The sequence below is a fragment of the Methylicorpusculum oleiharenae genome (genome assembly GCF_009828925.2).
Lineage (GTDB): Bacteria > Pseudomonadota > Gammaproteobacteria > Methylococcales > Methylomonadaceae > Methylicorpusculum > Methylicorpusculum oleiharenae.
In genome coordinates this window covers 5,031,426-5,044,437 of the sequence record NZ_WUTY02000001.1, presented here as the reverse complement: position 1 = coordinate 5,044,437, position 13,012 = coordinate 5,031,426, and the positions used below count along the sequence as shown (strand labels likewise).

At 49.3% G+C, this 13,012-nt stretch carries 8 protein-coding genes and 1 pseudogene; 8 read left to right on the top strand and 1 reads right to left on the bottom strand.

The window, feature by feature from the left end; genetic code table 11:
- Window positions 1-732: 732 nt before the first annotated feature.
- The 6 genes and pseudogenes from GO003_RS26715 to GO003_RS22490 form a co-directional block, all read left to right on the top strand.
- Window positions 733-1,683: pseudogene (locus tag GO003_RS26715) on the top strand (amidase family protein); the annotation flags it as partial.
- Between the two features lie 186 nt (window positions 1,684-1,869).
- Window positions 1,870-4,074, top strand: coding sequence for an amidase family protein (locus GO003_RS22510; protein ID WP_231089155.1), 2,205 nt, complete (start codon window positions 1,870-1,872; stop codon window positions 4,072-4,074).
- A gap of 411 nt (window positions 4,075-4,485) precedes the next feature.
- A complete protein-coding gene (locus tag GO003_RS22505) occupies window positions 4,486-4,668 on the top strand; it encodes a CsbD family protein (protein WP_159653401.1) in 183 nt (60 codons plus the stop codon).
- 220 nt (window positions 4,669-4,888) lie between these two features.
- Window positions 4,889-5,152 (top strand): CsbD family protein, encoded by a 264-nt coding sequence (locus tag GO003_RS22500; RefSeq protein WP_159653399.1) that lies wholly within the window; start codon window positions 4,889-4,891, stop codon window positions 5,150-5,152.
- Between the two features lie 99 nt (window positions 5,153-5,251).
- Window positions 5,252-5,401 (top strand): lmo0937 family membrane protein, encoded by a 150-nt coding sequence (locus GO003_RS22495; RefSeq protein ID WP_159653397.1) that lies wholly within the window; start codon window positions 5,252-5,254, stop codon window positions 5,399-5,401.
- 388 nt (window positions 5,402-5,789) lie between these two features.
- Window positions 5,790-7,106: a PQQ-dependent sugar dehydrogenase gene (locus GO003_RS22490; protein WP_159653396.1), complete on the top strand. Its 1,317-nt coding sequence runs from the start codon at window positions 5,790-5,792 to the stop codon at window positions 7,104-7,106.
- Between the two features lie 167 nt (window positions 7,107-7,273).
- On the opposite strand, the gene GO003_RS22485 is transcribed toward GO003_RS22490, so the two are convergent.
- A complete protein-coding gene (locus GO003_RS22485) occupies window positions 7,274-7,642 on the bottom strand; it encodes an EF-hand domain-containing protein (RefSeq protein ID WP_159653394.1) in 369 nt (122 codons plus the stop codon).
- A 550-nt stretch (window positions 7,643-8,192) separates the two neighbouring features.
- Here GO003_RS22485 and GO003_RS22480 point away from each other — a divergent pair.
- Both GO003_RS22480 and GO003_RS22475 read left to right on the top strand, forming a co-directional pair.
- Window positions 8,193-11,090, top strand: a complete 2,898-nt coding sequence (locus tag GO003_RS22480) for a chemotaxis protein CheB (protein ID WP_159653392.1) — start codon at window positions 8,193-8,195, stop codon at window positions 11,088-11,090.
- Window positions 11,087-12,958: a putative bifunctional diguanylate cyclase/phosphodiesterase gene (locus GO003_RS22475; protein ID WP_159653390.1), complete on the top strand. Its 1,872-nt coding sequence runs from the start codon at window positions 11,087-11,089 to the stop codon at window positions 12,956-12,958. The genes GO003_RS22480 and GO003_RS22475 overlap by 4 nt, the downstream gene beginning before the upstream one ends.
- Window positions 12,959-13,012: the final 54 nt, after the last annotated feature.

The window sequence follows — 13,012 nt, the reverse complement described above, 5'->3', positions numbered from 1 at the left end:
TGAGCCGGTATCAGGCTCTTAAATTCTCGTTGACAGGTTTGATTTGAAAATAAATGTTTTTTGTTCTCGCAAGTTAGATTCGTTTAAGGCTTTTTTATTAGTGAAACCGGGTGAACTGAAGCGGATCGGGCCTTCGATGATCGAGGCATTGGGTCGAGTCAATGCTGGGTGGCGTTAAAAATCGATGCTTAACCAAACGGCTACCACCTTCTTACGCGCTATTTTGTGACATTTTTTTCTTTGTGGTTGCATGGGGCTCTTGTGTCTCGATCGGTATTTTTTCTGACGGCGGTGCTCAAGGTGAGGGAGAAGCAAAGTCCATTAATTTTGATTAGCTGGGGCTAAATATCAGGGGATGCACCAGCATGATCATAAGTACGCTTCTTTGTAAAGCGCTTTCCTGGTCTGTATTGTGACAGATATCACAATAACCACTCAAAAATGGCAGATGTACAACGGTATATCCGATCATCCGGTCAATGGCATGTTTAATGAGTGCAATAAATTGATGCTGTAAAAAGCCTCGTGGAATGCAATCACTTGACCATGAAAGTGCACGATCATCATCGGAAAACCTGGGGCTTTTATTTTCCGCGTGATCAAAGCTTCTCCATGATCGTTGGGTTGTAATCCGAATACAGATACTCATGAAGCCATATGTGTTTAGAGATCTAATTTAAAGTTACCTGTCGCAAATGAAAGTTTGCACAAAACAAGTGAGAGGGTAAAACAATGCCAACCGCGAAAACCGCTAGCGTAATAAAGACCGTTGTTTGTGCAACAGTCCCTGATTCGCAAGAGTCCACAGGTGAGGAATTGTCAATCCCGACCAAGCATCTTACTGCAAGCAGATACCTGGCGAAGAAACCTCCGATAACCGCTCAGACGGCCGTGCGGCGGCTATTGGCGGCTTCGGTCTGTTTGTTGGCTCTCTATGACGCTCCAATCGCTGCCGCTGCTGCTCTCGATCTTGAGAAACTTGACGGTCCTACTGCGATCAAGATGATGGAGGACCGTAAACTGACATCCGTAGAGCTCACCAAGGCCTACATCAAACGGATCGAAGCACTGAATAAGCGCGGTCCAGGACTCAACGCAGTCACGCAGTTTAATAAGGACGCCTTAAGAGACGCTGCGCTTTTGGACAAGGAGAGGGCTCAAGGACATGTTCGAGGTCCCGCCCACGGCTTGCCGATACTGCTCAAGGATCTGATTGATGTGAAGGGCATGTATACCTCAGCGGGCAATTATTCGCTTCGCGACTCCTTTCCCGAGTCGGACTCCGGTGTCGTTAAGAAGTTGCGAGAGAGCGGTGTCGTGATTCTTGGTAAAGTGGGTCTATCAGAGTTCGCCAACAGCTTCGGCAATCAACCCTCCGGCTTTTCCAATCTGACCGGTCAAGTGATTCATGCGCTGGATGCCGATCAAAACCCTAGCGGTTCGTCGTCGGGATCGGGAACGGCTGGTGCAGCGGCCTTGTCGATGCTGACGATAGGTACCGAGACTTCAGGTTCTATCATCAGTCCATCTAACGCTCAAAGTCTTGTCGGGATCCGGCCTACTGTCGGCTTAGTCCCCGCTTATGGGATCGCACCTATCTCTGCGTCGCAGGATACAGCCGGTCCGATGACCAAAACTGTGGCCGAAGCGGCGATGACGCTGCAGTCTATCGTCGGGTTTGATCCGGTCAGCGATGCGGCGTACGAGTCTGTTTTTGGCCCGAACTGGTACGAGTCTATCACCAGGGTTCCGGACCAGTTGCCGGACTACATGTCGGCACTTCGGATGGACTTCGTTCAGGGGAAACGCATAGGCTACAACGGTACGTTCCTGGATGGCTCACCAGCCAAGATCGCATTTGACGCGCTCGTGGCTGCTGGCGCAATTATGGTCGAGCGTCCGTCAATTGCGGTAGGGAGCGTGCCTGGCTTGCCCTCCGGCTACCAACAGCACAAATCCATCAACGAATATTACAAGAACCTCGGCCCTGGCGCCCCTATCCAGTCACTGGCGGAAGAGGTTGCCGATAATATCGCCAATCAGCAGGAGGCGCTGAAGTTTGGCCACATCAACCATGTCAATGCCCTGAATAACGGCGATGTTACCCCCGGCGGACCTCAGGAGATAGCTTATCGTGAAGCTATGCCTATAAGGCGCGCAGCCCAGTGGGCCGCCATCAACCGAATGATGAGCAACGATACACCGGACGATCCTAGCGATGATTTCATTGCCATACTCGGTTCTGTGCCTAGCGGTGCGACTGCGGGAACGCCTCAGATCACGATCCCGATGGGCTATAACTTGACCAACAGGCGCGCGATCGGTCTATCGATACATGGCAACGCAAACAGCGAGCGTGACCTGATTGGTGTAGCTTACGTGATAGAGCAGTCCACTATGCTACGCCAAACGGCTTCTGAACTGAACCCAAGCATGTACCGCTGCGCCAAAACTGTGCCACTGCCGCCATTCCACGAGCGGGGCAGCTGCAATCCTGATTACGAAAGCCTCAAGGGGATGGTTAAAACCGCACCGAAGTTGCCTTTCTCACTAGAGACTGAATCAGTAGAAAGCCTGCAGGCGCGCATGACGGTCGGCACGCTGACGGCGCAGCAGTTAACCAGAGCTTACCTGGCCCGAATTGCATTGACCAATGCGGAAGGGCCTGCAATCCAGGCTGTTAGAGAGGTCAATATGGGCGCGTTGGGCGAAGCTGGCCGCCTCGATGCCGAGCGTAAGCGGGGCAAGCTGAGAGGTCCATTGCACGGTATACCGGTGCTGCTTGATGATGGGATTGACGTTTCCGGAATGCCGACAACTGGGGGCTCAATCGCCTTGCAGCATACACGGCCTGCGAAGGATTCCATGATAGTTGCCAAGCTCAAGGCGGCTGGCGCGATTATTCTCGGCAAGACCAATGTCACTGAGCTTAACGGAATATTTGACCCTATCCTGCCCGAGGGTTACTCCTCTCTCGGAGGCCAGGTGTTGATGCCGTCCGATACAGATAAAACGCCAGGTGGTTCATCGGCCGGTTCGGCGGCAGCGACAGCTGCGGGCTTGGCCGCCATGACAGTAGGAATGGAGACCTCGACCGACTCGGCACAGATCATTGCGCCGGCCGGCATTGCAGGTGTTGTAGCGCTTAAGCCGACTGTAGGCCTGGTCAGTCGCACAGGTGTGTTGCCGGTAGCAAGATCGCAGGACTCGCCAGGTCCTATCACGCGGACTGTTTACGATGCCGCAGCCGCGTTGGGAGTATTGGCGGGTAGTGATCCCGGCGACGAAGCTACTTCGGAGATACCGGATGTACCGGATTACCTCTCAGGGCTGTCGTTAGCAGCATTAAGCGGCAAGAAAGTGGCGGTTATTGCATCTACGGCAGGCCCCTACCCTGCTGTGGTGAGCGCTCTCCAGGGGCTGGGTGCCACAGTTGTCGTCACATCAGTTGGGACGCCTAATCCAAATCCGCCCAGTATCGTTATCAGAGAGTTCAAACGTGATTTGAACAGCTATTTATCAACCGTTAGAGGCAGTGGCGCCAAGTCACTGCAGGCAATCATTGACTACAATGACGCTCATCCCGTCGAGGGGCTGAAGTATCAGCAGAGCGAACTTATTAGTGCTCAGGAAGTGAATTTATCCGATCCGGTCGTAAATTCCATTTACGAGTCTGAAAAGGTGTTGGGCCAAGTCTCCAGCCAGGAACTGATTGATGCAATCCTGACTAACGGGACGCCCGATGATACTACCGATGATTTCGTCGCCATTGTTGTACCTAGCGGCAACACGCTGGTTGGAATCGCCGACCGCGCAGGTTACCCGGTCCTCACCGTCCCTGCGGGCTATGGCACGGGCAACGCGGGCCGTAACCCGATAGGTGTCACGTTCGTTGGCACGGCTTTTAGCGAGGATAAACTTCTTGCTGCGGGCTATGCCTTTGAGCAAGCGACGAATGTGCGGCTCGCGCCAAGTTTTACAAACCCTAGTATGTGGCGCTGTGTAGCAGGAAGCACGTTCTACTCTCCGTATAAATGTCACCCGGGTGACCTTGAGAGCGAGCAGGTGTTTTAGTATGAAATGCCGCCACAAGAAAGGTCTATTGACCTGACTTGTGGCGGCTTAAACTAAAATCGAACCGATGTTAACAAGATAAGCCGTCATTCCAATGTTTCGTATAAATTCCGAATTCAGCATGAGCAATTTAAAAGGTTCTGCTAAACCGACGACATTGTGCCCAAACTTTACCTGGTTTTTTAATCATCCCTGCGAATTTGAGAAGCTTTTCCTAAGCTTCAGTACTCTCTAAGCTCTAATTCCTCTAACTTCTTTTAAGCCTATTTCTAAATTTTTCGGTCTTTAGGTCCCCGCTAATGTGCGCTGGCGTACCGACTGCGTCCAATAATTTGAGTATTGTTTTAATCGAGTGATAAGCAGTCTCAGACTTCACTCAATAACAACTAAAACAATTATCAGGAGTACCCCATGAACAAAGATCAAGTAAAAGGCCGAGCTGAAGAAGCGAAAGGCAAAGTCAAAGAAGTCATCGGCAAGGTAATCGATGACGATGAGTTGGAAGCCGAAGGCACTGTCGAGAAAAACGTTGGCAAGGTTAAAGCCGGTTTTGGCGATCTTAAGGAAGATATTAAGAAGGCAGTTGACGACTAACCGTCAGTCCTTGAGCGACGCGCAGGACAGATTTTTGGACCATGAACGACTGCCCTTCGCCAAGCTCATCTCAAGCTCAGAGCGAGCGGATCTCCATTATTACCCGGCAAAATAGCATGCTTGAGTACCCGCTCTGCTGATTAGCTAGGTTGAGCTGGAAATTGAAGGCTTACAGTTTGGTAGTCATTAGTTTCCCTAACCTCATTTACAGGAAATAATTATGAAACTCATCTTAAAATTGGCCGGTATTATTCTGGCTCTTTCCTCGTTTGCCATTTATGCCGAAGAAAGCAAAACTGAAGCCCCCGTTAATGAAGATCAAGTAGAGGGCCGCATCGAAGAAACCAAAGGCACAGTCAAGGAAGTCACCGGCAAGGTACTGGATGACAAACGCATGGAAGTAGAAGGCAATATCCAAAAGAATTTAGGTAAAGCTCAAAAGGGCTATGGCGATATCAAACAGGATATTAAGGAAGGCCAATAATTGCCGCTTTGTTGAGCTTCCAGTCAACACGGGTCACCGCCCTTTGGCTTTAACGGTTCATCTAACGCCGTCAATCGACGGCTTTTTAGGGAGAAATATATGTTAATCAATCTTGCAATTATCCTGGTCGTTCTTTGGGTATTAGGCTTGGTGTCCTCATACACTGTGGGCGGATTTATCCACATTCTGTTGGTTATCGCACTGATCGTCGTTGTGCTTAATGTCATACAAGGACGAAGAGCACTTTAGGATTAGGTCAGCAACAACCATCCGAAAATTTCTGCAGGGGCGAATTTATTTGCCCCTGCAAGATTACGTGAAAACTTAAGTTTCTCTGTTTTTATAGGGATGCCCGGGCTTGTTGGGCAATTATATTTACATTAATAGTTGCCGTCGTTCCGGCAGGGATCGCCGGAATCCAGAAGTCATGGATGGCAAAGGCAGTGGTACGTCCTTGTGTCCTGAATCTCGGCAATAACCGCCGAGTTGAAGCTCAGCCAAATGTTCAACGCCTCGACTGCGCAGGTTGTATCGAGATCTGCATGGCCTGCACATCCTAATGCACGTTAATTGACGGCCTGTCCGAAATGTCGCAAATTGATCAGCGCTTAGTATTAAAAACAGGAGTTCTGACGTTATGTCTCCAAGGTTCGTAATTTTATTTACCCTGATAGCGACAGTGCTGTCGGCTTGCGGGGATACTGCTCAATTGCCGATTTCAGCGGGCATCGGTCCTGATCCGCAACTGCCGCCACCCAATCCAACCCTTATTCCCACCGTCAACATTGCAAAAGCAGTGGGCTGGCCGAAGAACGCTTCACCCTTTCCTGCGCCTGGGCTGTCTGTAAATGCATTTGCCACTCATCTCGATCACCCGCGCTGGATTTATGTGTTGCCTAATGGCGATGTTCTTGTTGCCGAGACCAATGCGCCTGATCAGCCAGTCGATGGGATCAAAAGCTGGTTGGTTAAGCTGGCAATGAACAAAGCCGGAGCAGGGCGGCCCAGTGCCAATCGCATCACCTTGCTGCGCGATGAGGATCGTGACGGTGTGGCGGAAACGCGTACGGTATTTTTCGAAGGACTTAATTCACCTTTCGGCATGGCTCTGATCGGTAACGACTTCTATGTGGCCAATACGGATGCATTGATGAAGTTTCACTATAACGGCGGTGAAACCCGGATAACTCAAAATGGCGTCAAGGTTCTGGATCTGCCGGGTGGTCCAATCAATCACCACTGGACCAAAAATGTGCTGGCTAGCCCGGATGGATCACGGCTCTATGTGACGGTGGGGTCAAACAGCAATATAGCCGAGAACGGCCTGGATCAGGAAGTTGGCCGTGCCGCAATTTGGGAAGTCGATCCTGTGCAAGGTAGTTACCGGCTTTACGCATCCGGTCTGCGCAATCCCAATGGTCTGGCTTGGGAGCCTGATGGCAGAGTACTCTGGACTGTGGTTAACGAGCGCGATTTACTTGGCAGCGATCTTGTTCCGGATTACCTGACATCGGTTCCCGACAGCAGTTTTTTCGGTTGGCCATACAGTTATTTTGGTCAACATGTGGATGAACGGGTTGAGCCTCAGCGGCCCGATCTTGTCGCCAGTGCGAGAGTGCCAGACTATGGGCTGGGTTCCCATACCGCTTCACTAGGTCTTGTTTATGCTAGAAATTCAACTTGGCCGTCGCCCTTCGATAATGGTGTATTTATCGGTCAGCATGGTTCGTGGAATCGCAAGCCAAGCAGTGGCTACAGGGTTCTATTTGTACCTTTTAGGGACGGCAAACCTAACGGAAAGCCGATTGATGTGTTGACGGATTTTGTCAGCAAAGATGGAGAAGCCTTCGGCAGGCCGGTGGGTGTAGTGCTTGATAAGCAATCAGCCCTGCTGGTCGCCGATGACGTTGGCAACATTATCTGGCGGGTAACGCCGGTCAGACTCCAACGGTAGCCACTTCAAATAACCCGACCCGGCCGGGTTATTTGAGCGGATGATGTCTGCAAATCAAGCGATTGACACGCTTAAATCACGATCGATTCTGAACAAGCATCCGTCGATTTACATCAGCGGACTAAAGAGGGGGCTAATTTATCAAAAGTTGGGTCTTGCTCGATGAGTTAATCGACTTCGCCTGCCCGTTTGGTTTCCATTTCAAGGTTTTGGTATTCATGCTGTTCCAGTTTTCCATCATTACCGGCATCAACTTTGTCAAAAGTTTGCAATAAATAGGGAAAATTTTGTAATTCTCTTTTGGTGACGTAATGATCGCCATTCGTATCGGCTTCAGCAAATGTGGGTAATTTTCCTTTGCCATCTCCTGCGTTTTCCGCAGCATTACTTTGCGAGTGTAGACTGTTAGACGTTGATTTTTCAGCATTAGCTGGATTGATAACAAGGGCCATGCCGAGACCCATTACGACAGCTATCGGGATAATTTTGGATAACTGACTGTTTTTATACGGCATTGTGCGATTTGAGTTTTTCATAATGATTACATTGAGTTGAGATTAAGCAGGTTCATTTAGAACTTTGTTTTAATGACCTGCTTTGAATGCTTTGTGTTTACCCGTCCTCTGAGTTCTTAAGGATTGTAAACACACTGCGCGATACGGGCTTGACCCTCTTGATTTAAAACGCTGGATTGTCAATATAAGAATTGATCGGCTCTTTTGACATCAATTTATCAAGTCCGGATCCACTATAGATTACAGGGATGACTTGAGTCGGTACGGTGACTAACATAAGGCCTGTTCACTGTGCCTGGTGGCATTGACCGGTTATAATCACCTGTGATTTTTCGTAACAAATGGAAGCTTTAGTACCCTTTGTTTTAACCCTGAATTTAGGATTTTAATAATGACTGAGAATTTTCTGTATCCGTTAAGATTCATTTTTCCTGGACGAGGCTTTTCGTTAACATCAGGAGACAGGAGGGTGTAAAATGGATCTGAAGAAAATCCGGTTAATTTTCGAGGTGATTTTCCAAACCGGAAAAATTAACCCTGCCAAACGCCCTGTCTGAACAGTTCATCCATTATGGAATCTAAAAACACAGAAGACCTTTTTCCCATCGTAGGTATAGGGGCTTCTGCCGGTGGCCTGGAAGCTTTGGAGCAATTTTTCCGTCATGAGCCTACCGATAGCGGTATGGCATTCGTATTAGTTCAGCATCTTGATCCCAGCCACGTCAGTCTGCTGACTGAAATTCTGCAGCGCAACACGTCCATGCCGGTGTTCGAGGCGCAGGATCAACTCCAGGTGGCCCGCAACTGTGTGTATGTCATTCCGCCGAACAGAGATCTGGCCATCTTTCATGGAAAATTGCAACTGAGTCTGCCCAATGAACCTCGCGGGCAGCGTATGCCGATTGATGCTTTTCTGAGGTCATTGGCAGAAGACCAGGGGGAAAAAGCCGTTGGCATTATCCTTTCCGGTACGGGCACCGATGGCACATTGGGTTTGCGCGAGATCATCGGTGCGGGGGGGCTCTCTCTGGTACAGGAACCGGCCACTGCAAAATATGACGGCATGCCTACCAGTGCGATTAATGCGGGTTATGCCACCCATGTGCTGCCCGTCGATAAAATGCCGGAAGCGTTGCTGAAAGGTGCCGACACGACTGAAGTACGCGCTGAAATGCCCAAAGCCTTAAAAAGCATAAACCGGATACTGATGCAATTGCGCACTATCACCGGACACGATTTTGCGTTGTATAAAAAAAGCACTATTGGCCGACGCATTGAGCGCCGCATGTCACAAAACAATATTGATGATGCCGATGTTTATGCTCTTTATCTCAAGGAGAATCCAGCCGAGGTACATATTCTGTTTAAAGAGTTGCTGATTAATGTCACCAATTTCTTTCGCGACACAGAGGCGTTTGCTGTTCTTGAAAATGAAATACTTCCCCAACTGCTCGAAGACAAACCGGATAATTACCTTTTTCGGGTCTGGGTTGCGGGTTGTGCGACCGGTGAGGAGGCCTACTCTATGGCCATCCTGTTGCGCGAACGGATGGAACAGTCACGCCAGGAATTCCGGGTGCAGATCTACAGTACTGATCTGGATGATGACGCCATCGCAATTGCTCGCGCAGGCTTTTATCCACCCAATATTGCCCAGGATGTTACGCCGGAACGGTTGCGCCGCTTCTTCGTCAAGGAAGATGCCGGGTTCCGGGTCAAGAAGGAGATTCGTGAGATGATTGTGTTCGCTACCCAGAACGTGATCAAGGACCCGCCTTTCACCAAACTCGATCTGCTCAGTTGTCGTAACCTGATGATCTATCTGGAAGCTGAAATGCAGAACCGCTTGGTTCCGATGTTTCACTACGCTCTCAAACCCGGTGGAGTGCTGTTTCTGTCTCCATCGGAAAGTATTGGTAATCATACCGAGTTATTTTCATCACTCAATCGTAAATGGAAGCTCTACCGTGCCACTCATTCCATCAAATCTTCTCGGGCATTGATGGCGCATGTCGTGTCCTGGGCCTCAGAATCTAGCGATAAAGTCCCAGAGGAAACCATGAAAAAAATAACTGAACCCAATTTTGCCGAACTTACCCGTCGGCTTCTCGTGCAATGCTTTGCTCCCGCTTCAGTGGTTACGGACCTAAAGGGCAATATCCTATATGTGCATGGTGATACCGGCAAATATCTTCGTCCGGCTCCCGGGCAGGCCAGTCTCAACGTGGTTGACATGGCTCGTGAGGGCCTGGAACTGGAGTTGCGCACTGCCATTCTTGGCGCAGCAAATGAGGGGGTGTCTGTTCTGGGTCATGAAGTACAGATTAAAACCAACGGCGGGTTTTCGACAATCAGTCTCAGTGTGCGGCCTTTACCCGATCCCAATGATAGTCATAATCTGTTATTGGTTAGTTTTCAAGAGGTTGTCATTCCGGAGGTCAAATCGAAGCGCAAACGCATCGCAAAAACAGCCGAACTGGGACGAATTGAAGAACTGGAGCGTAATCTTGCCTACCTGAAAGAAAGTCATCAAGCACAGAATGAAGAGCAACAAGCTACCAACGAGGAGCTGAAATCTGCTAATGAAGAAATGCAATCCACCAATGAAGAATTGCAATCCACCAATGAAGAATTGGAAACCTCCAAAGAGGAACTGCAATCGGTCAACGAAGAACTCATCACGGTAAATTCAGAACTGCAGGCCAAAATTGAGCAGCTGGCCGGTATGCAGAATGATATGAAGAATCTTCTGGACAATACCAATATAGGCACCGTGTTTCTGGATGATCACATGATTATCCGGCGCTTCACGCGTGAAGCCACTCGTATTTACCGGTTAGTGCCTTCTGACGTGGGCCGACTGTTGAGCGATATCAAGTCTGATCTGGATGGTGAATTATTATTGGGCAAGGCACAGGCAGTGCTTGACTCGCTGGTGCCGGTTGAGCTGGAAATGCGCGCCGACAGCGGTGCCTGGTATCTGGTTCGAATTCAGCCTTACCGTACACTGGATAATGTGATCGAAGGCGTCGTGCTTACTTTTACCGACATCAGCAAGCGTATCGAGGCGGAGACCCGGATGCAATTGGCAGGGGAACTTGCCGAGAACATTGTCAATACCATTCGCGGACCGCTGCTGGTTCTGGATGGCGAATTACAGATAGTGTCTGCCAACCACGCCTTTTACCAGTATTTTCAGGTCATAGCCGCGGACACTATTGGCCGCAAGATTTACGAGCTGGGTAATAGCCAGTGGAATATACCTGCTTTACGCGAATTACTGGAAATTATTTTACCCCACGATCAGAGCGTTGAAGGCTATGTTGTAGAACATGATTTTCCTGCCATCGGGCACCACAAAATCAGTTTGAATGCTCGCAGGCTGGCGGGCAAGTCAATTGAATCGTCGTTGATTCTGTTAACAACTGAGGATATCGGCGACGAGCTAACCAAGGAGAGCAAAGTATGAATCAAAAATGGGATGGCTGTGAGCGTCGTCAATCTCTCAGAGCAAAGGCAGAAGCCATGGTGCACAGTGTGTCGCCATCTGAACTATCGGCTCAGCCTTCTGATGTCTTGCTGCATGAGTTGCTTGTACACAAGGTTGAACTGGAGATGCAGAATGAGGAATTGCGCAATGCTCATCTCAAACTGGAGGAAGCGCGGGATCGTTACATCGATCTCTATGAATTTGCCCCGATTGCTTATATTACCGTTAATCGGGACGGTCTGATTAGCCAAACAAACCTGACCGCTTGCGGATTGCTGGGGATGGATCGCGCTCAATTGATCAAACGCCGTTTTTCACAATTTGTTGATAACCAGGACAGGGACCGCTGGTATCGCTTCTTCCTGAATATGATGAAACAGGCCAAAGGTGACAAACAAGAGATTGGATTGTGCATGAATCATGCTGATGGGACTGTGTTTTATGCGCTTGTCGACTGTCTGCTGCGGGAGGCCGAGGATGCTCAGCCACTCTTGCGAATTGCGCTAATCGACATTTCGCAACAAAAGGCCGCTAACGAGCAGATTGAACAACTGGCTTTCTTCGATCCATTAACTCATTTACCAAACCGGCAGCTCTTTAAGGATAGATTACATAAAGCGCTGGCTTCCAGTGCCCGGAACAAGCAGTATGGCGCGTTGTTGTTTATCGATCTTGATAACTTCAAAATGTTGAATGACTCGCTTGGGCATAACAAGGGTGATATGTTGCTTCAGCACGTCGCCCGGCGGCTCGTGAGCAATGTTCGCGAGAATGATACTGCTGCTCGTCTGGGAGGCGATGAGTTCGTCATTATGCTGGAGGACCTGGGTGTGTGTCCTGAGGATGCGGCCATTCATGTCAAGGCTGCCGGTTTAAAACTATTGGCCGCGTTGAATGAGCCTTATCTGCTCGAAGGGTATGACTATCGTTGCTCATCCAGTATGGGTGCCACGCTGTTTGTCGATCATTTAGTGGAAGAAGATGAATTATTAAGGCATGTTGATATTGCCATGTATCAAGCCAAACTTAATGGGCGCAATTCCCTGTGCTTTTTTGATGAGAAGATGCAGGCGGTGGTCACTGAACGCGCGGCTCTGGAAGCTGATTTACGTGTAGCCTTGGCGCAGAATCAATTACAACTGTATTTTCAGCAACAAACCAGCCTCGATGGTCAGGTGTTCGGCGCCGAAGCCTTATTGCGATGGCAGCATCCGGAGCGAGGATTGATACTTCCTATGGAGTTTATTCCATTAGCGGAAGAAACCGGACTGATCAGGCCGATTGGGCTCTGGGTGCTGGAAACAGCTTGTGCTCAGCTTAAGGCCTGGGAAAAAAATGCGCAAACGCAACAATTAAAATTGGCAATCAATGTCAGCGCCAACCAGTTCCATGAAGTTGACTTCGTTGAAAAAGTCAAAGCGGTGTTGGCAAAAACGGGCATCCGTTCCAATCTTCTTACTGTGGAACTTACAGAGAACGTCATGCTCAAGGACATTGGCGATACCGTCGCCAAAATGCTGGCGCTCAAAAAACTGGGCGTCAGTTTATCGGTGGATGATTTTGGCACCGGCTATTCATCACTGTCTTATCTGACGCAATTGCCTCTTGATCAACTCAAAATCGACAAGAGCTTTGTCCGCAATATCGGTGTAACGCAATCAGACGCCTTGATTGTTCAAACCATTATCGGCATGGCCAATAATTTAGGTATGGAAGTCATCGCCGAAGGTGTTGAAACAAGCGCGCAACGCCTTTTTCTGGAACAACAGGGTTGCCGTCTAGGCCAGGGTTATCTGTTCGGCATGCCGGTTCCGCTGGAAAACTTTCAGGCGCTTCTGGCTCGATAACCGATCAAAATTCTTTAACCTGAAGTTTCCCAATTTTTATAGGGTTGTCCAGGC